The 24,821-nt window shown below is 61.8% G+C and carries 20 protein-coding genes; 4 read left to right on the top strand and 16 right to left on the bottom strand.

Going from position 1 to position 24,821, the window contains the following annotated elements; genetic code table 11:
- Window positions 1-26 precede the first annotated feature (26 nt).
- Complete coding sequence (locus AC3ISG_RS23075) at window positions 27-860, top strand: thymidylate synthase (RefSeq protein ID WP_074889717.1); 834 nt, start codon at window positions 27-29, stop codon at window positions 858-860.
- Between the two features lie 183 nt (window positions 861-1,043).
- On the top strand, window positions 1,044-2,492 hold the full coding sequence (locus AC3ISG_RS23070) for a catalase (protein ID WP_489298048.1): 1,449 nt from the start codon (window positions 1,044-1,046) through the stop codon (window positions 2,490-2,492).
- Between the two features lie 275 nt (window positions 2,493-2,767).
- Here the strand turns inward: AC3ISG_RS23070 and cadR are convergent, their stop codons facing one another.
- Window positions 2,768-3,226, bottom strand: a complete 459-nt coding sequence (gene cadR, locus AC3ISG_RS23065; RefSeq protein WP_489298047.1) for a Cd(II)/Pb(II)-responsive transcriptional regulator — start codon at window positions 3,224-3,226, stop codon at window positions 2,768-2,770.
- Window positions 3,227-3,309: 83 nt separating this feature from the next.
- Here cadR and AC3ISG_RS23060 point away from each other — a divergent pair, with 83 nt between their 5' ends.
- On the top strand, window positions 3,310-5,649 hold the full coding sequence (locus AC3ISG_RS23060) for a heavy metal translocating P-type ATPase (RefSeq protein ID WP_489298046.1): 2,340 nt from the start codon (window positions 3,310-3,312) through the stop codon (window positions 5,647-5,649).
- A gap of 198 nt (window positions 5,650-5,847) precedes the next feature.
- Here AC3ISG_RS23060 and hutG read toward each other — a convergent pair whose 3' ends face one another.
- The 13 genes from hutG to hutC all read right to left on the bottom strand — a co-directional run bounded on the left by hutG (window position 5,848) and on the right by hutC (window position 22,131).
- Window positions 5,848-6,651, bottom strand: a complete 804-nt coding sequence (hutG, locus tag AC3ISG_RS23055; protein ID WP_272633304.1) for an N-formylglutamate deformylase — start codon at window positions 6,649-6,651, stop codon at window positions 5,848-5,850.
- A 13-nt stretch (window positions 6,652-6,664) separates the two neighbouring features.
- Window positions 6,665-7,870: an imidazolonepropionase gene (hutI, locus tag AC3ISG_RS23050; protein WP_272633303.1), complete on the bottom strand. Its 1,206-nt coding sequence runs from the start codon at window positions 7,868-7,870 to the stop codon at window positions 6,665-6,667.
- A gap of 172 nt (window positions 7,871-8,042) precedes the next feature.
- Window positions 8,043-9,437 carry an amino acid permease gene (locus tag AC3ISG_RS23045; RefSeq protein ID WP_489298045.1) on the bottom strand — a complete coding sequence of 465 codons (1,395 nt, stop codon included), beginning with the start codon at window positions 9,435-9,437 and terminating at the stop codon, window positions 8,043-8,045.
- Window positions 9,438-9,539: 102 nt separating this feature from the next.
- On the bottom strand, window positions 9,540-11,090 hold the full coding sequence (gene hutH, locus AC3ISG_RS23040) for a histidine ammonia-lyase (protein WP_489298044.1): 1,551 nt from the start codon (window positions 11,088-11,090) through the stop codon (window positions 9,540-9,542).
- Entirely contained in the window at window positions 11,087-12,736 is a 1,650-nt protein-coding gene (gene hutH / locus AC3ISG_RS23035) for a histidine ammonia-lyase (RefSeq protein WP_122625520.1), read from the bottom strand. Before hutH (AC3ISG_RS23035) ends, hutH (AC3ISG_RS23040) begins: the two co-directional genes overlap by 4 nt.
- A gap of 13 nt (window positions 12,737-12,749) precedes the next feature.
- On the bottom strand, window positions 12,750-13,625 hold the full coding sequence (locus AC3ISG_RS23030; RefSeq protein ID WP_489298043.1) for a quaternary amine ABC transporter ATP-binding protein: 876 nt from the start codon (window positions 13,623-13,625) through the stop codon (window positions 12,750-12,752).
- Window positions 13,622-14,473, bottom strand: a complete 852-nt coding sequence (locus AC3ISG_RS23025) for an ABC transporter permease (RefSeq protein ID WP_074890829.1) — start codon at window positions 14,471-14,473, stop codon at window positions 13,622-13,624. Before AC3ISG_RS23025 ends, AC3ISG_RS23030 begins: the two co-directional genes overlap by 4 nt.
- Window positions 14,474-14,666: 193 nt before the next feature.
- Complete coding sequence (locus tag AC3ISG_RS23020; protein WP_122533969.1) at window positions 14,667-15,632, bottom strand: ABC transporter substrate-binding protein; 966 nt, start codon at window positions 15,630-15,632, stop codon at window positions 14,667-14,669.
- Between the two features lie 139 nt (window positions 15,633-15,771).
- The gene (locus AC3ISG_RS23015; protein ID WP_489298042.1) at window positions 15,772-17,241 is read right to left on the bottom strand and encodes a purine-cytosine permease family protein; all 1,470 of its coding nucleotides are present in this window, start codon (window positions 17,239-17,241) and stop codon (window positions 15,772-15,774) included.
- Between the two features lie 180 nt (window positions 17,242-17,421).
- On the bottom strand, window positions 17,422-19,116 hold the full coding sequence (gene hutU / locus AC3ISG_RS23010) for a urocanate hydratase (protein ID WP_489298041.1): 1,695 nt from the start codon (window positions 19,114-19,116) through the stop codon (window positions 17,422-17,424).
- Window positions 19,117-19,596: 480 nt separating this feature from the next.
- The gene (gene nhaA / locus AC3ISG_RS23005; RefSeq protein ID WP_489298040.1) at window positions 19,597-20,775 is read right to left on the bottom strand and encodes a Na+/H+ antiporter NhaA; all 1,179 of its coding nucleotides are present in this window, start codon (window positions 20,773-20,775) and stop codon (window positions 19,597-19,599) included.
- Between the two features lie 55 nt (window positions 20,776-20,830).
- Window positions 20,831-21,424 (bottom strand): HutD family protein, encoded by a 594-nt coding sequence (locus AC3ISG_RS23000; RefSeq protein ID WP_122625523.1) that lies wholly within the window; start codon window positions 21,422-21,424, stop codon window positions 20,831-20,833.
- On the bottom strand, window positions 21,421-22,131 hold the full coding sequence (gene hutC / locus AC3ISG_RS22995; RefSeq protein WP_163023033.1) for a histidine utilization transcriptional repressor HutC: 711 nt from the start codon (window positions 22,129-22,131) through the stop codon (window positions 21,421-21,423). Before hutC ends, AC3ISG_RS23000 begins: the two co-directional genes overlap by 4 nt.
- Window positions 22,132-22,321: 190 nt before the next feature.
- On the opposite strand from hutC, the gene AC3ISG_RS22990 reads away from it, so the two are divergent.
- Window positions 22,322-23,686, top strand: a complete 1,365-nt coding sequence (locus AC3ISG_RS22990) for a formimidoylglutamate deiminase (RefSeq protein WP_489298039.1) — start codon at window positions 22,322-22,324, stop codon at window positions 23,684-23,686.
- A gap of 128 nt (window positions 23,687-23,814) precedes the next feature.
- Here the strand turns inward: AC3ISG_RS22990 and AC3ISG_RS22985 are convergent, their stop codons facing one another.
- Window positions 23,815-24,312 (bottom strand): lipocalin family protein, encoded by a 498-nt coding sequence (locus tag AC3ISG_RS22985; protein WP_489299579.1) that lies wholly within the window; start codon window positions 24,310-24,312, stop codon window positions 23,815-23,817.
- An 86-nt stretch (window positions 24,313-24,398) separates the two neighbouring features.
- Complete coding sequence (gene bamE, locus AC3ISG_RS22980) at window positions 24,399-24,653, bottom strand: outer membrane protein assembly factor BamE domain-containing protein (RefSeq protein WP_122533960.1); 255 nt, start codon at window positions 24,651-24,653, stop codon at window positions 24,399-24,401.
- Window positions 24,654-24,821: the final 168 nt, after the last annotated feature.

The following is a 24,821-nucleotide window of genomic DNA, read 5'->3' as shown; positions in this document are numbered from 1 at the left end:
TTCACCGAAACAGAGGACCTCTGGTCATGAAGCAATACCTTGAGCTGCTGCAGGACGTCATCAATAACGGAACCCGCAAGGGCGACCGCACCGGGACCGGCACCACTGCCGTGTTCGGTCGGCAGATTCGCCATAACCTGGCCGATGGCTTCCCGCTGCTGACCACCAAGAAGCTGCACTTCAAGAGCATCGCCAATGAGCTGATCTGGATGCTCAGCGGCAACACCAACACCAAGTGGCTCAATGAAAACGGGGTGACCATCTGGGACGAGTGGGCCACCGAAGATGGCGACCTGGGCCCGGTGTACGGCGCGCAGTGGACCGGCTGGCCGACCAAGGACGGCGGCAAGATCAACCAGATCGACTACATGGTCGACTGCCTGAAGAACAACCCCAACAGCCGCCGCATCCTGTTCCATGGCTGGAATACCGAATACCTGCCGGACGAGAAGCTGTCGCCCCAGGAAAACGTCAAGGCCGGGCGCCAGGCCCTTGCGGTGTGCCATTTGCTGTACCAGGCCTTCGTGGCCGACGGCAAGCTGTCGATGCAGTTGTACATCCGCAGTTCCGACGTCTTCCTCGGCCTGCCGTACAACATCGCCGCGCTGGCGCTGCTGACCCACATGCTGGCTCAGCAATGCGACCTGATCCCCCACGAGATCATCGTCAGCCTGGGCGACACCCACGCTTACTCCAACCACGAAGAGCAAATCGCGACGCAGCTGACTCGCACGCCTCGACAGCTGCCGCAGCTGAACATCAAGCGTCGCCCGGAGAGCATCTACGATTACCGATTCGAAGATTTCGAGATCGTGGGTTATGACGCGGATCCGAGCATCAAGGCGCCCGTAGCGGTGTAATCCGGCTGCGCTCATGAGCGGAGGCTATTGATCAATCGGTAATCGATTGAAATCCTCTATCCGCTCAGTGCGCAGTGACAATGAGCTTAAACGCGTCGATTTCCCTATCGTTCTCCCCATCGGACAGACACAGGGCGACCTCAGCAGAAGTCGCCCGCCAGTATCCTTGGTGGAGAAACACGCATGAGCAACAAACTGACGACCGCTTTTGGCGCCCCCGTAGTCGATAACCAGAATATCCAGACCGCCGGCCCCCACGGCCCCGCGCTGCTGCAAGATGTCTGGTTCCTCGAGAAGCTCGCCCATTTCGATCGTGAGGTTATCCCGGAGCGTCGCATGCACGCCAAGGGTTCTGGCGCGTTTGGCACCTTCACCGTCACCCACGACATCACTCGCTACACCCGCGCAAAAATCTTTTCTGAAATCGGCAAGAGCACTGAAATGTTCGCCCGCTTCTCCACCGTCGCCGGCGAGCGCGGTGCGGCTGACGCCGAGCGGGATATTCGCGGTTTTGCGATGAAGTTCTACACCGAGGAAGGCAACTGGGACATGGTCGGCAATAACACGCCTGTGTTCTTCCTGCGTGACCCGATGAAGTTTCCTGACCTGAACCACGCCGTCAAACGCGACCCACGCACCGGCATGCGCAGTGCTGAAAACAACTGGGATTTCTGGACTCAACTGCCGGAAGCGCTGCACCAGGTGACTGTCGTGATGAGCGAGCGCGGCATCCCCCGCAGCTACCGCGAAATGCACGGTTTCGGCAGCCATACTTACAGCTTCCTCAACGCGCAGCACGAGCGGTTCTGGGTCAAATTCCACTTCGTCTCGCAACAAGGCATCGCCAACCTGAGCGACGCCGAAGCGCAGGAACTGGTCGGACGTGACCGTGAGTCCCATCACCGCGACCTGTACGAAAACATCGAGCAGGGCAACTTCCCGCGCTGGAAGCTGTTTGTGCAGATCATGCCGGAGAAAGAGGCGGGCTCGTATCCGATCAACCCGTTCGACCTGACCAAGGTCTGGCCGAAGGGCGATTATCCGCTGATCGAAGTGGGTGTGGTCGAGCTGAACCGCAATCCGGAGAACAACTTTGCGGACGTCGAGCAGGCGGCATTTGCGCCTTCCAACGTGGTGCCCGGCATCAGCTTTTCGCCTGACAAGATGCTTCAGGGTCGACTTTTTTCCTACGGCGATGCGCAGCGCTACCGCCTGACCGTCAACCACCACCAGATCCCGGTGAACTCGCCACGGGCGGCACTGCACGTGAACAGCTACCACCGCGACGGCCTGATGCGCGTCGACGGCAACCGTGGGGGCATGACCTCTTACGAGCCGAACACCAAGGGCGCGTTTCAGGAACAGCCGGATTTCAGAGAACCGCCGTTGTCCATCGAAGGCGCGGCCGCTCACTGGAACCACCGCGTGGATGGCGACTACTACTCACAGCCAGGCAACCTGTTCCGGCTGATGAACGCCCGGGAGAAACAGTCGCTGTTCGACAACACCGCCCGCTCGCTGCGTGGCGTGTCGGCGCCGATTATCCAGCTGCACATCGAACACTGCTCGATGGCTGACCCTGAGTACGGGATTGGTGTGGCGGCGGCGGTTGAGCGTATTCACAACGCCTGATCATCTCTGAACGCAAAGCCCCGGCTGATGAGCCCGGGGCTTTTTTATGGGTGCGGTTTGATGCGGTTGTACGCTGGGTTTGAGCCATGGCACGGATCTGCGTCGTACACATTTCCGTAGGAGCCGGCTTGCTGGCGAACGCAATTGGCCTCAAGCGGGGATGTCGACTGACACAATCGGTTCGCCAGCAAGCCGGCCCCTACAGATTCGCGTTAGCCGTAGCATCCAAAAGCGATCGGGATGGCTATAGGCGTCTGGCCGTCCTTCGCTGCTCATCAATGCCCGTGGCTGCGGCCTACGTGGGAGTGTTCGACGTCCGCTGCCACGACACTCCCGCTGATTTCCAGTCGATCAAGTATGCCGCAGTGATCCGGCGCGCCTTCGCTGCAGCGTTGGCGCAGGTCTACCAATTGCTCCTGCAGCGCTTGCAGGCTCGCGACGCGGGCGTTCACGTGCTGGATGTGTTCGTCGATCAGCGCGTTGACGTTCTCGCACTGGTCCCGGGGACTGTCGCGCAGTGCGAGCAGGCTGCGAATCTCGTCCAGCGTCATGTCCAGGCTGCGGCAATTGCGGATGAAAGTCAGGCGCTCGACGTGCTCTTGGGTGTACAGCCGATAGTTACCGTCGCTGCGCGCAGGCTCGCTCAGCAGGCCCTCGCGCTCGTAATAGCGGATGGTTTCCACCGGGCAGTCCGTTAGTTTTGCCAGTTCGCCGATTTTAAATAAAGGGTTCATGCGCAAGACCTCGATAGGACACTTGACCCTATAGTGGCTACAGGGTGTTCACTTGGCAACACGCACACTTAGAGACTCAACCCATGAGTGACTCTGTACACACACCTTCCCCGCACAAGCCTGGCCACGACTCGCACAACCATGCCGAGCACGAGCACGCTGGCTATGACCATTCCGCCCATGACCACGCCGATCACGATCATGCCGGTCACGACCACGGGCAGTCCAAACTCACGCCCGTGCAGAAACACGACCATGCCGCCCATGCCTGCTGCTCCCATGACAGCGCACCGGCCGTCGTGACCATTGATGGCGCGTCAGACGCTGAGGGTCAGCTCAGCAGCTTCCGTATCGAAGCCATGGACTGCCCCACTGAGCAGACGCTGATCCAGAATAAGCTCGGCAAGATGAAGGGCATTCAGAAGCTTGAATTCAACCTGATCAACCGCGTGCTGGGTGTGTGGCATGAGCTGCCGTCCACCGATCCCATTCGCGACGCCATTGGCTCGCTGGGTATGCAGGCGGACCTGATCGAGGAGGGCGCCGACAAGGAAACCGCGTCGCTGCCGCCTGCGAACAAACCGTGGTGGCCGCTGGCGCTGTCGGGTGTCGCTGCGTTGTCTGCGGAGGTCATCCATTTCACCAACGCCGCGCCAACGTGGGTGGTCGCCATCGTTGCGCTGATCGCCATTTTCAGCGGCGGCCTGACCACGTACAAGAAGGGCTGGATCGCCCTGAAAAACTTCAATCTGAATATCAACGCGCTGATGAGCATTGCGGTCACCGGTGCGGTGCTGATCGGGCAGTGGCCGGAAGCGGCGATGGTGATGTTTCTGTTCACTGTTGCCGAGCTGATTGAAGCCAAGTCCCTGGACCGTGCCCGCAACGCCATCGGCGGCCTGATGCAGCTGACGCCGGAAACCGCCACCGTGCAGCAGAACGGCGAGTGGCTCGAGCTTGAGGTCAAGGATATTGCGTTGGGCAGCGTCGTCCGGGTCAAACCGGGCGAGCGCATCGGGCTGGACGGTGAAGTGGTTGCCGGCCAGTCGAGCATCGATCAGGCGCCGATTACCGGTGAAAGCCTGCCGGTCGAGAAAACCGTCGGCGACAAGGTTTTTGCCGGCACCATCAATCAGGCCGGTTCGCTGGAATACAAAGTGACCGCCGCCGCCAACAACTCGACGCTGGCGCGGATCATCCATGCTGTCGAGGCGGCCCAAGGTGCGCGCGCGCCGACCCAGCGATTCGTTGACAGCTTTTCAAAAATCTACACACCTGCGGTGTTCGCACTGGCGCTGGCGATCGCGATCATTCCGCCCCTGTTCATGGGCGCGGTTTGGTTCGACTGGATCTATCGCGCGCTGGTGCTGCTGGTGGTTGCGTGCCCGTGTGCGCTGGTGATTTCCACGCCGGTGACGATCGTCAGCGGCCTGGCGGCGGCGGCGCGCAAAGGCATCCTGATCAAGGGCGGCGTGTACCTGGAGATGGGGCACAAGCTCGATTACCTTGCCCTCGACAAGACCGGCACCATCACCCACGGCAAGCCGGTGCAGACCGATTACGTGTTGCTCGATACGTCATTGGGCGAGCAAGCGCTGGCGATCTCGGCGAGCCTGGCCGGTCGCTCGGATCACCCGGTGTCTCAAGCCATTGCCAAGGCCGCGCTGGAAGGTACCCGGCTGCCGGTTGAAACATTCGAAGCCCTTGCGGGGCTTGGCGTGAAGGGCGAAGTGCAAGGGCGTTTGTACCACTTGGGCAACCACCGTCTGGTGCATGACGCCGGTTATTGCTCGGCGGAACTGGAAGCGCAACTTGAAGCCCTGGAAAGCCAGGGCAAAACCGTGGTGCTGTTGTTCGACGCCTCCGGGCCGTTGGCGTTGTTTGCGGTGGCCGATACCGTCAAGGACAGCAGCCGTGAGGCCATCGAGCAACTGCATGCGCTGGGCGTGAAGACGATGATGCTGACGGGTGACAACCCGCACACTGCCAAGGCCATTGCCGCTCAGGTGGGCATCGATCAGGCTCAGGGGAATCTGATGCCGACCGACAAGCTGCAAGCCATTGAAGCCCTGTACGCGCAGGGCCACAGGGTGGGCATGGTCGGCGACGGCATCAACGATGCGCCGGCGCTGGCCCGGGCGGAGATCGGTTTTGCCATGGCGGCAGCGGGCACGGACACCGCCATCGAAACCGCCGACGTGGCGCTGATGGACGACGACCTGCGCAAGATCCCGACCTTTATTCGTCTGTCGCGGGACACCGCAGCAGTGCTCAAGCAGAACATCGCGCTGGCGCTGGTGATCAAGCTGATCTTTCTGGCGGTGACCTTCGCCGGTATGGCGACCATGTGGATGGCGGTGTTCGCCGACATGGGCGTGAGTCTGTTGGTGGTGTTTAACGGGTTGCGGTTGTTGAAGAAGTAACGCTGACGATCAGGAAACTGACGGCGCTCAGACGGGCCTCTTCCCGGCTAAAGCCGGTCCTGCTCACGCCGCGTGCGCATTCAGTGGGACCGGCTTTAGCCGGGAAAGCGTCAGGTGCAATGCCGCAAAACTGATGGCGCTCAAACCGGCCTCTTCCCGGCTGAAGCCGGTCCCACCATGAGAATCATAAACCCGAGGTTACTTCCCGTACGTCTCCCGCCCCCATGCGATCATTTCTTCCAACAGCCCTTTCAGCACCACCTGCGTCGGCTCGGCCAGATCGGGGCGATAGTGGAAGGGCACGAACTCGTCCATGTACGTGCTCTGCGCCAGTTCCAGTTGCACGGCGTGGATATGGTTGGCCGGGTCGCCGTAGTGGCGGGTGATGTGGCCGCCCTTGAAACGACCGTTGAGCACATGGCTGTAGTTCTTCGCCGCGGCGCAGGTTGAGTCCAGACGCTGGGCCAGCGCTTCATCACAACTCGCGCCATTGAACGTCCCGAGATTGAAGTCCGGCAGCCGACCGTCAAACAGATGCGGGATGTGTCCACGAATGGAATGCGCATCGAACAGCAACGCATAACCGAACTCGGCGCGCAGGCGTTCGAGCTCGTTGCGCAGCGTGTCGTGGTACGGCGTCCAGATCTTCTCCAGATAAGTCGCGCGTTCTTCCTTGCTCGGCGCCAAACCCTCTTTGAACAACGGATCGCCCTCAAACAGCGTCGACGGGAACAACCCGGTGGTCGCGCCCGCGTACAGCGGCGTGTCGTCGGACGGGCGATTAAGGTCGATGACGAAGCGCGAATATTCCGCCGAGAGCACGCTTGCCCCCAGATCAGACGCAAAGTCATACAGACGCGGAATGTGCCAGTCGGTGTCCGGCAGGCTCACGGCCTCGTCCACCAGACCGTCACGCACGGCGGGCGTCAGGTGCAGTCCCGGGTGCGGCATGCTGATCAGCAGCGGTACGCGACCGCGAGTGAAACTCAAAACCTTGTCCACAGTTTTCCCCTGATTAGAGAGTGCGTTCCACGCCATGACGCACGACGCGTTTGTCCAGATCGCCGCCCAGCCAGTAGGCCAGGTCGGCAGGCCGTTCGATGTGCCAGGCAACGAAATCCGCCGTTTTGCCGACTTCCAGCGAACCATGGGTCTCGGCCATGCCCAGCGCTTGAGCCGCATGAACAGTGGCGCCAGCCAGGGCTTCTTCCGGCGTCATGCGGAACAGCGTGCAGGCCATATTGAGCATCAGCCGCAGCGACAGGCCCGGCGATGTGCCCGGATTGAGATCGGTGGAAATGGCGATCTTCACCCCGTGTTTGCGCAGGGCATCCATCGGCGGCAATTGAGTTTCACGCAGGAAATAGAACGCTCCCGGCAACAAGACGGCGACCGTGCCGGAGGCCGCCATCGCGATGGCATCTTCTTCGGTCATGAATTCCAAATGGTCTGCCGACAGCGCCTGATAGCGCGCCGCCAGACTCGAGCCGTGCAGCGAGGATAACTGCTCGGCGTGCAGCTTCACTGGCAGGCCCAGTTGGCCGGCGGTGATGAACACCTGCTCGACCTGGGCCGGCGAGAACGCCAGGTATTCGCAGAACGCATCGACCGCATCCACCAGATTCTCCGCCGCCAGCGCCGGCAGCATCTCGCTGCAGATATGGGCGATGTAGTCATCGGCGCGGTCTTTGTATTCCGGCGGCAGGGCGTGGGCGGCCAGGCATGTGCTGCGCACGGTGACCGGCAGGTTTTCACCCAGTTGGCGAATCACCCGCAGGATCTTGCGTTCGCTGGCGAGGTCCAGGCCGTAGCCGGATTTCATCTCGATCGTGGTCACGCCATCCCTGAGCAGGTGCAACAAGCGACGCTCGGCGCTGGCGTAGAGTTCTTCTTCACTGGCGGCGCGGGTGGCGCGCACGGTGCTGGCGATGCCGCCGCCGGCTGCGGCGATTTCCGCGTAGCTGACGCCCTGCAAGCGCTGCTCGAACTCACCGCTGCGGTTACCGCCGAACACGGTGTGGGTGTGGCAGTCAATCAGGCCCGGCGTCACCCATGCGCCGTTCAGGTCGACGCGCTTGACGTCGCCCTGATCCGGCAGCTCGTGGAGAGGACCGATCCAGACGATCTGTGCTGCATCGGTCACGATGGCGGCGTCCTCAATGATCGAGTACGTGCCGTTCGCCATGGTTGCTGCGTGACAGTGGTGCCAGAGCGTTTTCATCGATGCCTCCAAGAGTCCGGTTTTACAACCTGTTTCGGGTATCGCAAGCGTTAAGTGTGGGAGTGAGCTTGCTCACGAAGAGGCGAGTGTGTCCGCCAAATCTCCAACACCTGAACTTCAGTCTTCGCGAGCAAGCTCGCTCACACACAGACCATTCATGACAGCCCATTTATCAGCGGTTTGATGTTGCCTTCCTAAGGTTCTGCTTCGGCTTGACCCATACCCAGTACGCAACCACCAGCAACCCGATCCACACCGCCCCCACCACCAGCGCGGCCTGGCTGTCCGGGAAATAACCCAGCACGCCGAATACGAACACCATGAACAACGTGGCAACGATCGGCGCGACGGGCCAGAACGGCACCGGGAATTTCAGCTGGGCGACTTCTTCTGCGCTCATGGAGCGGCGCATGGCGATCTGCGTGACCAGAATCATCAGCCACACCCAGACCGTCGCGAAGGTTGCGATCGAAGCGATCAGCAGGAACACGTTTTCAGGAATCAGGTAATTCAGCACAACGCCGCAGAGCAGCGCGATGCCCATCACCAGCACCGTCATCCACGGCACGCCCTGGGCGGACAACTGAGCAAAACCCTTTGGCGCCTGACCTTGTATCGCCAGGCCGTACATCATGCGTCCGGCACCGAAAATGTCGCTGTTGATCGCCGAAACGGCTGCTGTGATCACCACGATGTTGAGGACGGTGGCCGCGGATGAAATCCCCAGGTGATCGAAGATCTGGACGAACGGGCTGCCCTGGCTGCCGATCTGCTGCCACGGGTACAGCGACATCAGGACGAACAACGTGAGCACGTAAAACAGCAGAATCCGCAGCGGCACCGCATTGATCGCGCGAGGAATCACGCGCTCCGGGTTGCGCGCTTCGCCGGCGGTGATGCCGATGATTTCGATACCGCCGAAGGCAAACATGACGACCGCCAGCGAGGCCACAAGACCACCTATGCCGTTGGGCATGAAGCCGCCGTAAGCCCACAGGTTGCTCACGCTGCTGACGCCGCCGCCCGAGACCGAGCCGATGCCGAACAGCATGATGCCGAAGCCTGCAAGGATCATCGCGATGATCGCGCCGACCTTGAGCAGCGACAGCCAGAACTCCGTTTCACCGAACACTTTGACGCTGCACAGGTTGAGCGCGCCGATCAGAAAGACGATGCCGAGCACCCAGATCCAGCGTGGCACATCCGGAAACCAGAAGCCCATGTAGATGCCGAACGCGGTGACGTCGGCCAGGCAGACGATGACCATCTCGAACGCATAGGTCCAGCCGAGGACAAACCCTGCAAGCGGACCGAGATACGTGGTGGCGTACTCGCCGAACGAACCGGACACCGGGTTGCGCACCGCCATCTCGCCGAGGGCGCGCATGACCATGTAAACCGCAGCGCCGGCGATGATGTACACCAGCAGAACGGCGGGGCCGGCCAGTTGGATGGCTGACGCGGAACCGTAGAACAACCCGGTGCCAATGGCCGAGCCCAGCGCCATGAAGCGAATGTGACGCGCGCTGAGCCCGCGTTTCAGATCTGTTGCGTTTTGCGATGTCATTTCACACGTTCCTAGTCTTACTTTTTGCTGCGAAATGAGCGGTTGCAGGGGGTAATCCCCCCCCCACTCATTTCAACGACAGGCCATCCTGGCCTGTCCCGATCAGAAGCTCGGCAGCAGGTCAGCAGAAACCAGGTCGCTCAGGCAGTTGGAAGCCAGCAGCTCGATGGCGGCCTCGATATCAGGGGCGAAGAAGCGGTCTTTCTCGTAGAACGGGACTTTGCCGCGCAGCGTGGTGCGGGCGATTTCCAGTTTTTCGGAGGTCTTCAGACCGTTGCGCAAGTCCAGACCCTGACACGCAGCCAGCCATTCTACAGCCAGCACGCCGCGAGTGTTCTCCGCCATTTCCCACAGACGCTTGCCGGCGGCCGGCGCCATCGACACGTGGTCTTCCTGGTTGGCGGAGGTTGGCAGGCTGTCGACGCTGTGCGGGTGGGACAGCGCCTTGTTTTCACTGGCCAGCGCCGCGGCCGTCACCTGGGCAATCATGAAGCCGGAATTCACGCCGCCGTTGGCCACCAGGAACGGCGGCAGTTGCGACATGTGCTTGTCCATCATCAGCGAGATGCGACGCTCGCTCAGCGAGCCGATTTCGGCGATGGCCAAGGCGATGTTGTCGGCCGCCATGGCGACCGGTTCGGCGTGGAAGTTGCCGCCGGAAATCACTTCGCCTTCGGCCGCGAACACCAGCGGGTTGTCCGACACCGCGTTGGATTCGATCGCCAGCACTTCGGCGGCCTGGCGCAGTTGGGTCAGGCAAGCGCCCATGACTTGGGGCTGGCAGCGCAGGGAGTAGGGGTCCTGAACCTTGTCGCAGTCGCGGTGAGAGTCGGAGACCTGACTGCCGTCGCCGAGCAGATCGCGATAGGCGGCAGCCGAGTCGATCTGGCCGCGCTGACCCCGTGCCGCATGAATGCGCGCGTCGAACGGCGCGCGGGAGCCAAGCACCGCCTCAACAGTCAGCGCGCCGCAGCTCAGGGCGCCGGCGAACAGGTCTTCGGCTTCGAACAGGCCGCGCAGCGCGTAGGCCGTCGACACTTGCGTACCGTTGAGCAGCGCCAAGCCCTCTTTGGCCGCCAGCGTCAGCGGCGTGAGCCCGGCAATCGCCAGTGCTTCCACGGCATTCAGCCATTCGCCCTTGTGGCGCGCCTTGCCTTCGCCCAGCAGCACCAGCGACATGTGCGCCAATGGCGCGAGGTCTCCGGATGCGCCGACCGAACCCTTGAGCGGGATGTGCGGGTAAACCTCGGCGTTAATCAGCGCGATCAGCGCGTCGATGACCTGACGACGAATCCCTGAAAAACCGCGGCTCAGGCTGTTGACCTTGAGCACCATGATCAGGCGCACCAGCTCATCGCTGATCGGCCCGCCAACGCCCGCAGCGTGAGACAGCACCAGCGAACGCTGCAGGTTCTCGAGGTCGGCGCTGGCGATGCGCGTCGACGCCAGCAGGCCGAAACCGGTGTTGATGCCGTAGGCGGTGCGGTTCTCCGCGAGGATCTGCTCGACGCAGGCCACGCTGTCTTCGATCTGCCGATTGGCGCTGGCGTCGAGGGTCAGCGTAACCGGCCGCTGATAAATCGCGCGCAACTGGGCGAGGCTCAATTGGCCGGGGATCAGATTCAGCGGGGTCGCCTGTTGGGTGTCGGTCACGATGCTGCTACTCCTGAATGAATATCGGTCGTCTGCGCTGAACCGGCTCCTGCCTGTCCTGCGCGGGGGGCGCTTGCGCTGCGACCGTTGTTGTCGGTGTCGGGGTGAGCCTGCGCCGCGTAATCGCGGCAGCGCTGGAATACGGTTTCCAATGATTCTTCGTTCTTCAGCAGGGTCACGCTGCTGGCGATGTCCGGGGCCAGCCAGCGGTCTTCGTCATAGGCCGGCACGCGCTCGCGCAGCAGACGCCACGCCGCTTCGGTGCCGACGCCAAAGCGCGGGCCCTTGAAAAACTCGAACGCCTGGGCGGCCAGTAAATACTCGATCGCGAGAATTTGCGTTACGTTCTCCAGCACCTTGTGCAGCTTCAAGGCGGCGCTGGTGCCCATGCTCAGATGATCCTCCTGCAGGCCGGACGTCACGTAGTTATCAATGACCGCCGGTTGTGCCAGCTGGCGGTTTTCCGCGCACAGCGAGGCGGCGACGTATTGGGTGATCATCATCCCGGAATTGACCCCAGGCTGGCTGACCAGAAACGCCGGAAGCCCGCTGACCGTCGGGTTGATCAACCGGTCCAGCCGTCGCTCGGCAATCGAGCCCAGTTCGGCCATGGCGATCGCCAGCAAGTCAGCGGCCATCGCCACGGACTGGCCGTGGGGGTTGGCTTGGGAAACCACGCGATACGCGTCGGGAGTGCCCAGCAGCAGCGGGTTGTCTGTGGCGGAGTTGAGCTCGATCTCGATCTGCCTTGTGGCGTGGGCCAACTGGTCGCGGGTGGCGCCGTGGACCTGCGGGATCGAGCGGATGCTCAAAGCGTCCTGGGTGCGGATACCCTGACTGTTGGCGAGCACTTCACTGCCTGCGAGCAGGCCGCGCAGGTTTTTGCCGACCTGCTGCATGCCGGGGTGTGGCTTGAGCGCGATGATGGCTTCGTCGAAAGCGTCGAGCTGGCCGCGCAGGCCCTCGAAGGTCATGGCGCTGATCACGTCAGCCCACTGCATCAGGCGATTCACGTCGGCAACGGCCAGACAACTGAGGCCGGTCATGCACGGCGTGCCGTTGACCAGACACAACCCGTCTTTAGCGCCCAGCTCCACCGGCGACAGGCCTTCTTCGCTGAGCGCCTGCAACGCCGACATCACCTGCCCGCGGTAACTGACCTGGCCCACGCCGAGCAGCGCGACGCCGATGTGCGCCATGTGGGTGAGATAACCCACCGAACCCTGGGACGGCACTTGTGGGGTGATGCGTCGATTGAGCAGGGCGAGCAAGGCCTCGACCACCTGACGATGAATCCCGGACTTGCCCTGGCTGTAGTTGATGATCGCGGCGCAGGTGATCGCGCGGGTCTGCTCGTCCGGTAACGCCGGGCCAACGCCGCAAGCATGGCTGAGCAGGGTATTGCGCGACAGTCGGCCCAGTTGCTCGCCCGCCAGCGACACATTGCACAAGGCGCCGAGGCCGGTGTTCACGCCATAGGCGCGTTCGCCGCTGGCAACGATGCGCTGCACAATCGCCTGGGCGTTGTCGATCCGCGCCCAGGCGGCTTCCGACAACGAAAGCGTCGCGCCATGACGGGCAACCGCGGTCACATCCCGCCAGCTGAGCGGGCCTTCGCCGATGATGATCTGTTCTGCTCGCGACATGACCACAGCGTCCTTAGAGAGTCGCCACGCGCCGCTGCACGAAACGATCAACGTAATCGTCGGCGGGCGAGTAGAGGATTTCCTTCGGCGTGCCAACCTGAATCAGCCGACCGTCCTTGAGAATCGCAATGCGGTTGCCGATGCGCACGGCTTCGTCGAGGTCGTGCGTGATGAACACGATGGTTTTCTTCAGGCTCGATTGCAGCTCCAGTAACTGGTCCTGCATCTCCGCGCGAATCAGCGGATCGAGTGCGCTGAACGCTTCATCCATCAGGATGATGTCAGTGTCAGCCGCCAATGCCCGGGCCAGACCGACGCGCTGGCGCATGCCGCCGGAAAGCTGATGCGGGTACTTTTTCTCGTAGCCCTTCAGCCCCACCGTGGTGATCCAGTGCTGCGCGCGCTCGGCGCATTGCGTTTTGCTCTCGCCGCGAATGGTCAGCCCGTAGGCGACATTGTCGATCACGGTCTTGTGCGGCAGCAGGCCGAAGCTCTGGAACACCATGCTGATCTTGTGCCGACGGAAGTTGCGCAGCGCTTCCATGTCGTAGGTCAGGATGTTCTCGCCATCGACCAGAATCTCGCCGCTGGTGGGGTCGATCAGACGATTGAAGTGGCGCACCAGGGTCGATTTGCCGGAGCCGGACAGGCCCATGATCACGAAAATCTCGCCGCTGGAGATGGACAGCGACAGGTCGTTCACGCCGACCACGCAGCCGGTCTGCGCCAGAACCTGATCCTTGCTCTGATTCTGCTGGACCATCGCCAGTGCATCCTTGGCGCGGTTGCCGAAGATTTTGTACACGTTCTTGACGACGATTTTGCCGTCCGGGCTCACCGCACTGTCTGGGCCGCCCGAGTTCGCTGGATTAATTATCTCGACGCTCATTTATTCGCCTCATGCCGTGGACGGCCGTAGGCCTGCGTAATGCGGTCGATCACGACCGCCAGAATGACAATGGCCAGGCCCGCTTCCAGGCCGCGTCCGACGTTGAGGGTCTGAATGCCGACCAGCACGTCTTCGCCCAGACCGCGGGCACCGATCATCGAGGCGATCACCACCATGGACAGCGCCATCATCGTGGTCTGGTTGATCCCGGCCATGATGCTCGGCAGGGCCAGCGGCAGTTGCACGCCGAACAGTTGCTGCCAGCGGTTGGCGCCGAAGGCGTTGATCGCTTCCATGACCTCGCCGTCGACCTGACGAATGCCCAGGTCGGTCAAACGAATCAGCGGCGGCGCGGCGTAGATGACGGTGGCGAAAATCGCCGGGACTTTGCCCAGACCAAACAGCATCAGCACCGGAATCAGGTACACGAAGCTGGGCATGGTCTGCATGATGTCCAGCAGCGGCATCAACACCGAACGCAGGCGATTGCTGCGCGCCGACAGAATGCCGAGCGGTATGCCGATGATCACCGAGATCAGCGTGGCGACCAGCATCAGCGCCAGGGTCTGCATCAGCTTGTCCCATAGGCCCACGGCACCGACCAGAAACAGCAGGCCGACGATGACCACCGTAGTGGTGATCTTGCGGGTCGCGTGCCAGGCGATCAGGCCGACGATGGCCAGCAACAGCCACCACGGCGCAACGCGCAGCAGGCCTTCGAGTTTGACGATGGCCCACAGCAGCGTGTCGGAGATGTGCCGGAACACGTCGCCGTAGTTGGTGACCAGCTTGTCGACCCAGTCATTGACCCAGTCGGCGATGGAGAACGTGAAGCTTTCGGGGAACATATCGTTATCTCATTCAAATACGGGGTGCAGGTAATGCCTGGTGTCGGTGGTTGGCGGCGAATCTGTGGGAGCGAGCTTGCTCGCGAAGTGCTTACATTCACCGCATCTCGACGCCTGATTAACCGCATTCGCGAGCAAGCGAAGGCCTACAGGTTCGGATGCCGCCAAATCCCACGGCACCCGGATCAAGGTCTTACAGCGAAGCGTCCACCTTCTTCGCCGCATCCTCGCTCACCCACTGATGCCACACTTCCGGGTGTTCCTTGAGGAAGATCTTCGCCAGCTTCGGCGACTCGATGCGCTCCTTGGTCATGCGCGCCAGGTTCTGGTTGAGCAGGTCGATCGGGATATTGACCTTTTCCATCACCGCCACCAGTTCAGGCGCCTGCTCGTGGAACGCCTTGGACAGGCCGACCTTGATCTCGATGGTCTTGTTCACGCCGGCTTTTTCTTCCAGACGCACCATGTCCACCTGGCCCATCAGCGGGGTCGGCGACCAGTAGTAGGCCAGGATCGGCTCGCCACGCTTGTAGCTGGACAGAATCGCCGCATCCAGCGCCGGGCCGGTGCCTGGGCGGAAGTTGGTGTATTTGCTTTCCAGGCCATAGCTTTTCAGCATCTCGCTGTTTTCCAGCTCGCAGGTCCAGCCGGCCGGGCAGTTATAGAAACGGCCTTTCTCCGGTTCTTCGGCGTCCTTGAACAGTGCTGAGTATTTGCCCAGATCGGCGATGGACTTCAGGTCCGGTGCCTTGGCTTCCAGCTTGCGCTTGGCGTCGCCTTCGATCACGTAACGCGGCACGTACCAGCCTTCCACCGCGCCCTTCACCGGCGAGCCGACACCCACCACTTTGCCGGCGGCTTCAGCCTTGTTCCACACTTCGCTGCGGCCTACCCACTCTTCAGCAAACACCTGAATGTCATTGGTGCCCAGGGCGTTTTCCATGGTGATGGAGTTGCCCGGCAGGCTGTCCGTTTCGCAGCCATAGCCCTTGTTCAGCACAACTTGCAGCACGTCGGTCAGCAGCATTGCGCTTTCCCAGTTCAGACCGGCGAATTTCACCGGCTTGCCGGACTCGCACCATCCGGCAGCCTGACTGGCGCCACTGGCGAGCACGCCCGCGGTGAGCAACGTGGATAGCAGGGCCTTTTTCGTGTTCATTGAGTGACGCTCCGGTCTTGTAGTGGATGACGGCAGTAGCGAAAACAGACGGCTTCCAGCCAAGGGGAGAGGCACTTGTCGGCCTCTTCCCGCTTCTCTCTCCAGCATGCCCCCTGCAACAGACGTGCATGACGAACGGTCAGTTCACCTCGACGTGCGCAGGAGCAACGGTGCCGCTTGCAGTAGACGCGTTTCGCTCCGTTGGCAGGATCAAACGATCGGCCACGTTGCCCGGCCACGTCTTCGCCGCCACGTAGTACAGCACAGCCGGCACGATGAGACCGATGATCCATGAGATGTCAGTGTCATCGAGGCTCGCCACCAGTGGGCCGGTGTAGAAATGCGTGGAGATGAACGGCATTTGAATCAGCACGCCCAATACGTATATCCCGATGCCCATCCCGTTCCAGCGGCCATAGCGACCGTTCGGGTCCGACAGCGCCGGGATGTCGTAGCGCTCTTTGGTGATGCAGTAGAAATCCACCAGATTGATCGCGCTCCACGGCGTGAAGAACGCCAGGAGAAACAGGATGAACGCCGAGAAGTCCTTGAGGAACGAGTCCTTGCCCAGCAGCGCCAGGGCCGTGGCGATGCCGACCATGGCGAAGATGTAAGTCAGCCGCAGCGCGCTGGAGATGTGCCTGTTGCCGCGAAAGCCGCTGACGATGGTGGCAATGGACATGAAGCTGCCGTAGGCGTTGAGCGTGGTGATGGTCACCTTGCCGAACGCGATGCTGAAATACAGCGCTGCCGCCACCGCGCCGGTCCCGCCGAGGCCGACAATGAACGAGACCTCATGATGGGCAAAGTTCTTGCCGGCCAGTGCCGCGGCGAACACGCCGAAGACCATAGACGCCTGCGCGCCGATCACCGAACCCAGGCCCACCGCCCAGAACGTTTTGCCGGCGGATGTGCTGCGCGGCAGGTAGCGGGAGTAGTCCGCGACATAAGGGCCAAAGGCAATCTGCCAGGACGCCGACAACGAGATCGCCAGCAGGAAGCTGCTCAGCGAGAAATGCTTGTTGCCCAGCAGGGCGCCGACGTCGTTGCCTGCCAGCAGCGCAGCGAACAGGTAAACGAAGGCGATCACGCCGATGAGGCTGGCGACCCGGCCGATCATGTGGATGACCCGGTAGCCGAGAATGGTCAGTACCACGATGGCCGCTGCGAAGATCACCACGCCCTGCCAGTCCGGCACGTTGATCAGCTGCGCCACTGCCTGGCCGGCGAGCAGCGAGCCGCTGGCGGAAAAGCCGATGTACATCAGGCACACCAGCACCAGCGGAATTACCGCGCCGTAAACGCCAAACTGCACCCGGCTGGAAATCATCTGCGGCAGGCCGAGCTTCGGTCCTTGTGCCGCGTGGAGCGCCATGACGCCACCGCCGATGAGCTGACCGATGAACAGCCCGATCAGCGACCAGAACACATCGCCGCCCAGCACCACGGCCAAGGCCCCGGTGACAATCGCGGTGATCTGCAGGTTGGCGCCCAGCCAGAGGGTGAACTGGCTGAACAGACGACCGTGTCGTTCGGCATCAGGGATGTAATCGATCGAACGCCGCTCGATCACGGAAGCAGGTGCAGCACGATCATCTGGAATAGCCATTGCGAAGATCCCCAAGACGGTTTTGGAAGCTCTAGTCGTCAGGCACATTTCTGCGCGGACCTGTGGGAGCGAGCTTGCTCGCGAAGGGGCCGGTACATCCGCAGCATCAACTGCGACTGAGATTCAGTCTTCGCGAGCAAGCTCGCTCCCACAGGGTTTGGCGCAATGGCCGCTGAAGTGTCAGTCGATCATCGGCAGGTTCAAACCCTGCTCTTTGGCGCAGTCGATCGCGATCTGATACCCGGCATCGGCATGACGCATCACGCCGGTGGCCGGGTCGTTGTGCAGGACGCGGGCGATGCGCTCGGCGGCTTCATCGGTGCCGTCGCAGACGATGACCATGCCCGAGTGCTGCGAGAAGCCCATGCCGACGCCGCCGCCGTGGTGCAACGAGACCCAGGTCGCGCCGCTCGCGGTGTTGAGCAGGGCGTTGAGCAGTGGCCAGTCAGACACGGCGTCGGAGCCGTCCTGCATCGATTCGGTCTCGCGGTTCGGGCTGGCGACGGAGCCGGAGTCCAGGTGGTCCCGACCGATCACCACCGGCGCCGACAGCTCGCCGCTGCGGACCATTTCGTTGAAGGCCAGGCCCAGCCTGGCGCGCTGACCCAGGCCGACCCAGCAGATGCGTGCCGGCAGACCCTGGAAGCTGATGCGCTCACGGGCCATGTCCAGCCAGTTGTGCAGGTGTGCGTCGTCCGGGATCAGCTCTTTGACTTTGGCGTCGGTCTTGTAGATGTCTTCAGGATTGCCCGACAGCGCGGCCCAGCGGAATGGACCGACGCCACGGCAAAACAGCGGACGAATGTACGCGGGGACGAAACCGGGGAAGTCGAAGGCATGGGTCACGCCGACTTCCTTGGCCATCTGACGGATGTTGTTGCCGTAATCGAACGTCGGCACGCCCATTTTCTGAAACGCCAGCATGGCTTCGACGTGCTCGGCCATGGACTGCTTGGCGGCCTTGACCACTGCGGCAGGCTCAGTGGCGGCGCGCTCGCGGTACTGCTCCCATGTCCAGCCTTTGGGCAGGTAGCCGTTGAGCGGGTCGTGGGCGCTGGTCTGGTCGGTGACCATGTCCGGGCGTACGCCACGGCGGACCATTTCCGGAAGAATCTCGGCGGCGTTGCCGCACAAGGCGATTGAGATCGCCTTGCCTTCGGCGGTGTATTTGGCGATGCGGGCGAGGGCGTCGTCGAGGTCCGTGGCTTGCTCGTCGACATAGCGGGTTTTCAGGCGGAAATCGATGCGGCTCTGCTGGCATTCGATGTTCAGCGAGCAGGCGCCCGCCATGCCGGCAGCCAGTGGCTGCGCACCGCCCATGCCGCCCAGGCCTGCGGTCAGCACCCAGCGGCCTTTAAGATTGCCGTCGTAATGCTGGCGACCGGCTTCGACGAAGGTTTCGTAAGTGCCTTGAACGATGCCCTGGCTGCCGATGTAGATCCAGCTGCCGGCGGTCATCTGGCCGTACATCGCCAGGCCTTTTGCATCCAGTTCGTTGAAGTGCTCCCAGCTGGCCCAGTGTGGCACCAGGTTGGAGTTGGCGATCAGCACGCGGGGCGCGTTACTGTGAGTCTTGAACACGCCGACCGGTTTGCCGGATTGCACCAGCAGGGTTTCGTCGTCATTCAGGTTCGTCAGGCTTTCGACGATCTTGTCGTAGCATTCCCAGTTACGCGCTGCACGACCGATACCGCCGTAGACCACCAGTTCGTTTGGGTTCTCGGCGACTTCCGGGTCGAGGTTGTTCATCAACATCCGCAATGGCGCCTCGGTCATCCAGCTCTTGGCGGTCAGTTGCGTGCCACGGGCTGCGCGGATTTCTACATCGCGGCGTTTGGTCCATTGCTGAGCAGGGGGGGTGTGGTCAGTAGTCACTTAACAATCCTCGATGATCAATCCGGCCTGGACGCGGGGTCCGTGACGAACGTGGAATAAGGTTCTGCGTGAGTGCTGCCGTTGTGATCCGGACCGGGCTCGATGGCCTCGTGCTGACTCATGCTTACTTGTACATACAAGCATATGCAACCAAGGGGCCAATGTTGGTTTTACAGGCGCAGAAATCCCGTTGGCCCGCGCTGGCCCGGTCGTTCCGAAGATGAGTGAGTCGGGATGTCGAAAGGCGCAGAAGCGGCCACAAGAAGGAAATTGTTACTTTTCGGTGCGCGCGCCCCAGTGCGGTGCGTGGCTAGGGGTAACAGGACCTTGTGCGCTGACACACGACCTGTGGGAGCGAGCTTGCTCGCGAAGAGGCCATTTCAGCCGCAGAGATGTAGCGGATGTACTGCCATCTTCGTGAGCAAGCTCACTCCCACATGATCGGTAGCGCTGGGTATATCAGGGGAGTCTCAGTGCTAATCAGCGCTGAGCCAGCTTGCTGCGCAACAGCCACACCCCGGCAAGCGCCGACGCGATTGAGCCCAGCAATACGCCTACTTTCACTTCATCGATCAGATGCGCCGCGCCCGTGAAAGCCAGGTTGCCGATAAACAGGCTCATGGTGAACCCGATCCCGCAGAGCAGGGCCACGCCATACAACTGCGTCCAGTTGCTGCCTTCCGGCAGTGTCGCCAGACCGGACCGGATTGCCAGTACCGCCGCGAGAAACACGCCGATCTGCTTGCCGACAAACAGGCCCAGCGCCACACCCAGCGGCACCGGGTCGACCAGATTGCCCAGAGTAATGCCCGACAGGGACACGCCCGCATTGGCGAAGCCGAAAATGGGCACCACCGCGAACGCCACCCAGTAGTGCATTTTCTCTTCAAGAAACAGCAGCGGCGAGCGGGCCTCTTCCTTGCGCGTGCCCAACGGAATGCACAACGCCAGGGCTACACCGGCCAGCGTTGCATGCACGCCTGATTGCAGCACGAAGAACCACAACAACAGACCGAGCAGCAGGTACGGCAGCAATCGCTGTACGCCCATGCGGTTCATGATCACCAGCACGGCCAGCGTCGCGAAGGAGGCACCGAGCATCGGCATGTTCAGGCCGCTGCTGTAGAACAGAGCGATGATAGTGACGGCGCCCAGGTCATCGAGAATCGCCAGTGCGGCCAGAAACACCTTTAACGACGTCGGCACCCGCTTGCCCAGCAACGACAGCACGCCGAGAGCGAAGGCGATATCGGTGGCCGCAGGAATCGCCCAGCCGCTGAGAGTTTCGGCGTTGCCCATGTTGATGCCGATATAGATCAGCGCCGGCACCAGCATGCCGCCCGCTGCCGCAAAACCGGGCAGCGCCCGCTGACCCCAATTGGCGAGACCGCCGGCCAATACTTCGCGTTTGATTTCCAGACCGACCATCAGAAAGAAGATCGCCATCAGCCCGTCGTTGATCCACAGCTCGATCGACAACCCGCCCCAGACACTTTGCAGTGCGGCGAAATACGTGGAGGCGAAGGGGGAGTTGGCAACGATGATCGCCGCGAGGGCGGCGCCCATCAGTACAAGGCCGCCTGCTGATTCCGATGCAAGGAAGCTGGCAAGGATGGCGAGGGCTCGTGGGCTTTCTTTGTTGTCGTTGAGCGTCGTCATGATCGTCCCTGTGCTGGCGAAAAAAAAACGCAATCTACCACAGGGACGGCGGGAGTCAGACGCGTGACAGCTCGATCACGCAGACGCGGCTGGCGCGCGGGGCGTAGAGCACCGCTTCCACTAGCGCGCCGGGGGCATTGTCCAATTGTAAGCAGTCATGTTGTTCGAGCAATTGCGGCGGATGCTCGCCGATGTTGGCGGCCATCTGCTCAGCGGTGCTGAACACCAGAAAGACGTCAGCCGAACTGAAAAAACGCTGCGGCTGCATCACGTCGATCCACTGCAGACGCGCGCGGTAGCGGGCTGGCGAGTAGATCAGGTTGAAGTCGCGTATCGGACCGTCGAGCAGCCTGCATGACACCGCGCTGTCGCCGCTGAACGCGAACGGATCGGAGGGCAGCAGTGGCTCGCTGTCTCTGCCATCGATATTCAGCGTCATGCCCGCACCTTGCAGCACCGTGATGATGCGCTGATAACCGGCGAACACTGAAAAGCCACCTGACTCGGCGATGTCGGCGATGGACAGCCGCCAGCCGAAACCTTCCAGGCCTTCTCCGGCGTCGCGGGTGATTTCTTCGGTGCTGCCGCCGCCGTTTTTCCAGGGCATGCGCGGGTAGTCAGCGGCGCGCAGAACAGTCAGTTGAGTCATTTGCTGAAGCGTCCTTCCAGGCGGTGGCGTGAGCCGGGGTGGATCAGGCGTGCGGCGGTTACCGGTTGGCGGCCGGACCAAGTGCGCCGACGCACAAGCAGGCACGGCTCGCCCTTCTCGATCTGCAGCAACCGGCATTCGTCGGGCTCGGCGAGAATCGCCTCGACCACGTGCTCGCCCTCGGTCAGCGGCGCGACCTGGGAAAGGTAGGCGTAGGGCGTTTGTTGGGTGAAGTCCTGCTGCAGGTAATCCGGCGCGACGAGGGCGTTGACGAAGCGGTCTTCGATTTGCACGGGAATATCGTTTTCGAAATGCACGATCAGCGAATGAAACACCCGTTGGCCTTCACGCATGTCCAGCGCCAGCGCGCGTTCGGAGCCGGCAGCTTCTTCGGTCAGAATAATCACCTGGCAAGTGTGGTTATGTCCGCGGGCAGCGATCTCATCGGCGATGTTATGCACTTCGAACAGCGCGGATTGAGTCTTGGGCTCGGCGACGAAAGTGCCGACGCCCTGCATGCGCACCAACAGCCCTTCGGCGGTCATCTCGCGCAGGGCGCGGTTAATGGTCATGCGGCTGAAGCCCAGCTGCGTCACCAGTTCGCTCTCGGACGGCACGCGGTGATGCGGCGGCCAGGTGCCGTTCTGAATCTGCTGGGTGATCATGTGCTTCACCCTGGCGTAGAGCGGCGCCGGACTGTCACCCATCTGGGAAGCCAGCGGCAAATGGGCAGGTGGAGTCGGCACAGAGAAATCCTTGTTATGGCGTTATTCAGGCGAGAGAGGTTACAGCGTTCACGCTAACCATTAACACGTGGGCCGACAAGCGCGGCGCAGTTTACCGGCCGTATAAACGTCTGTATATGTATAGACAATTTCAAGCATGGGGTGCCGAGTCATGTCCGTTTTCTTTGCCGAACGCGCGCTATTGCCCACCGGCTGGGCCACTAACGTACGTTTCGAGGTCAGCGCCGACGGCTTGCTGAGCCAGGTTCAGCCCAATGCCAAACGCGGTGACGCCGAGGTGCTCAACGGGCCGGTCGTGCCGGGCATGCCCAATCTGCACTCCCACGCTTTTCAGCGCGCCATGGCGGGTCTTGCGGAAGTGGCCGGCAATCCCAATGACAGTTTCTGGACCTGGCGCGACCTGATGTATCGCCTCGTCGGGCAGATCAGTCCGCAACAGCTTGGCGTCATCGCGCGGCAGCTGTACATCGAAATGCTCAAGGGCGGCTTCACCTCGGTCGCCGAATTTCACTACGTCCATCAGGACACCACCGGCAAGCCTTACGCCGACCCTGCCGAACTCGCGCTGCAGGTCAGTCAGGCGGCAAGTTCGGTTGGCATCGGCATGACCCTGCTGCCGGTGCTTTACAGCCACTCCGGCTTTGGCGGTCTGACCCCGAACGAAGGGCAGCGCCGGTTCATCAACAGCACCGACAGTTACCTGGATTTGCAGTCCCGTTTGAAGCCGATCATCGGTAAGCAGCCGGCTCAGGCCCTGGGGCTTTGCTTTCACTCGTTGCGCGCCGTGACCCCACAGCAGATCAGCGACGTGACAGCCGCCAGCGACCCCCAATGCCCGATCCACATTCATATCGCCGAGCAGCAGAAGGAAGTCGATGACTGCCTGAGCTGGAGCGGTCGCAGGCCGTTGCAGTGGCTATATGAAAACGTCGAGGTCGATGGGCGCTGGTGCCTGGTGCATGCGACCCATGCCGAGCCGGACGAAGTGGCGTTGATGGCGAAAAGTCGTGCGATCGCGGGACTGTGCCTAACTACCGAAGCGAACCTGGGCGACGGGATTTTCCCGGCGGTGGATTACATCGCTCAGGGCGGGCGCTGGGGCATTGGTTCCGACAGCCATGTGTCGCTGAGCGTGGTCGAAGAATTGCGCTGGCTGGAATACGGCCAGCGTCTGCGCGACCAGCGCCGTAATCGTCTGTACCGGCCTGATCAACCGATGGTCGGACGCACGTTGTACGACGCAGCCTTGGTGGGCGGTGCCCAGGCAATGGGCCAGCCGGTGGGCGTACTGGAGGTGGGTAAACGGGCCGACTGGCTGGTGCTCGATGGCAACGACCCGTATCTGGCGACGGCATCCGATGATGCCATTCTCAATCGCTGGCTGTTCGCCGGGAGTGATCGCCAGATCAAGGACGTGATGGTCAATGGCCGCTGGGTGATCCGCGACGGCCACCACGACGACGAAGCGCAGACCAGCCGCGCGTTTGCTCAGGTGCTGAGGGAATTGCTGGGCTGAAACATGTATGCAGAGGCAAAGGGCCTCTTCGTGAGCAAGCTCGCTCCCACGATTTTTGTGTCCACAGGTAGAACTGCGGCGCTGTCATGCTTCATGAGAGTGAGCTTGCTCACGAATGACCGAACAGGTCAGTCCTTTGCCTTGCCCACCTTCGAATCCGCCACCCGCCAGATCAGCTTGGTGGTGTCGTAACCCTGTTGCTGCGCTTTCATCAGCAGGTCGTTACGCACTGGGTCCGGCACTTGAGGGGTGCGCGACAGCAGCCACAGGAACTTGCGGTTCGGGCTGCCCACCAGCGCTACTTTGTAGTCGGGGCTCACGTACAGCACCCAGTAGTCGCCCTTCGCCACACCCGGGAAGAGGTTCGAGAACCAGTTATCGAACACGACCCACAACTTGTCGGTCTTGCCCTTGATTTGCGGCGAAGCTGTCCCGGTTGCTTCCTCCCACTTGCCTTCAATGGTACGGCAGCGGTTGGTGACGGCAATATTCCCGTCATCCTTCAGCGTGTAGTGCGCTTCGGACTGCGCGCAGTTGCGCTGAAAGAACATCGGCAGTCGCGCCACCTCGTACCACGTGCCCTGGTAGCGCTTGAGGTCGACATGATCGACCGTCTTCGGCGCCATGGATTCAGTTTCAGGCTTCGTCGCACAGGCGCTGATCCACACTGCTGCCAGCGCCACAGCGCCGATTTTCAATGCCTGACGAATATTCATTTAAGGCCCTGCCCGGAAAACAGCACAACCTTGTCGGCGGCGTACTGGACGCTGATGAATGTCTTCGCATCGCCCCACGTGCAGCTGGACATGCCCAGCGCGCCTGAGCATTCGGTCGGGCTGCCAAGCAACTGCTCGACCTGCGCCTTCGACATGCCAGCGGAGATTTTCGAGTAGTTTTCCTGAGTGACCTTGCTGCAGGCCGCCAGCAATACGCAGAACGACAACACCGCGAGAGTGCGCAAAGACATGAGATGAAGCTCCTGAATCGTATGGGGGAGGCAGCGACGCAGCGCCCGGCGATAGCCGCACAGCGCCGACGTGATGCCGCAAGTTTAGAAGAGAAAAGGCGAGGACTGGTTCCGAGGGGCATAGATTTATCCATCGGGCGTGCCGCTCCACCAGACAAACAGCCTCAC

This window comes from Pseudomonas sp. GL_135 (assembly GCF_057834665.1).
The sequence above is the reverse complement of the archived record's forward strand: the minus strand, read 5'-3'. Positions and strand labels throughout refer to the sequence as shown.

Excerpts from the sequence above, each read along its gene's own strand:
- hutH (WP_122625520.1), bottom strand. The coding sequence starts at position 12,736 with ATGTCGCGAGCAGAACAGATCATCATCGGCGAAGGCCCGCTCAGCTGG.
- AC3ISG_RS23045 (WP_489298045.1), bottom strand. The coding sequence starts at position 9,437 with ATGACATCGCAAAACGCAACAGATCTGAAACGCGGGCTCAGCGCGCGT.
- AC3ISG_RS23000 (WP_122625523.1), bottom strand. The coding sequence starts at position 21,424 with ATGACTCAACTGACTGTTCTGCGCGCCGCTGACTACCCGCGCATGCCC.
- cadR (WP_489298047.1), bottom strand. The coding sequence starts at position 3,226 with ATGAACCCTTTATTTAAAATCGGCGAACTGGCAAAACTAACGGACTGC.
- nhaA (WP_489298040.1), bottom strand. The coding sequence starts at position 20,775 with ATGACGACGCTCAACGACAACAAAGAAAGCCCACGAGCCCTCGCCATC.
- AC3ISG_RS23070 (WP_489298048.1), top strand. The coding sequence starts at position 1,044 with ATGAGCAACAAACTGACGACCGCTTTTGGCGCCCCCGTAGTCGATAAC.
- AC3ISG_RS23030 (WP_489298043.1), bottom strand. The coding sequence starts at position 13,625 with ATGAGCGTCGAGATAATTAATCCAGCGAACTCGGGCGGCCCAGACAGT.
- AC3ISG_RS23060 (WP_489298046.1), top strand. The coding sequence starts at position 3,310 with ATGAGTGACTCTGTACACACACCTTCCCCGCACAAGCCTGGCCACGAC.
- bamE (WP_122533960.1), bottom strand. The coding sequence starts at position 24,653 with ATGTCTTTGCGCACTCTCGCGGTGTTGTCGTTCTGCGTATTGCTGGCG.
- AC3ISG_RS23015 (WP_489298042.1), bottom strand. The coding sequence starts at position 17,241 with ATGGCTATTCCAGATGATCGTGCTGCACCTGCTTCCGTGATCGAGCGG.
- AC3ISG_RS22990 (WP_489298039.1), top strand. The coding sequence starts at position 22,322 with ATGTCCGTTTTCTTTGCCGAACGCGCGCTATTGCCCACCGGCTGGGCC.
- AC3ISG_RS23020 (WP_122533969.1), bottom strand. The coding sequence starts at position 15,632 with ATGAACACGAAAAAGGCCCTGCTATCCACGTTGCTCACCGCGGGCGTG.
- hutC (WP_163023033.1), bottom strand. The coding sequence starts at position 22,131 with ATGGGTGACAGTCCGGCGCCGCTCTACGCCAGGGTGAAGCACATGATC.
- hutI (WP_272633303.1), bottom strand. The coding sequence starts at position 7,870 with ATGAAAACGCTCTGGCACCACTGTCACGCAGCAACCATGGCGAACGGC.
- AC3ISG_RS23075 (WP_074889717.1), top strand. The coding sequence starts at position 27 with ATGAAGCAATACCTTGAGCTGCTGCAGGACGTCATCAATAACGGAACC.
- AC3ISG_RS23025 (WP_074890829.1), bottom strand. The coding sequence starts at position 14,473 with ATGTTCCCCGAAAGCTTCACGTTCTCCATCGCCGACTGGGTCAATGAC.
- AC3ISG_RS22985 (WP_489299579.1), bottom strand. The coding sequence starts at position 24,312 with ATGGCGCCGAAGACGGTCGATCATGTCGACCTCAAGCGCTACCAGGGC.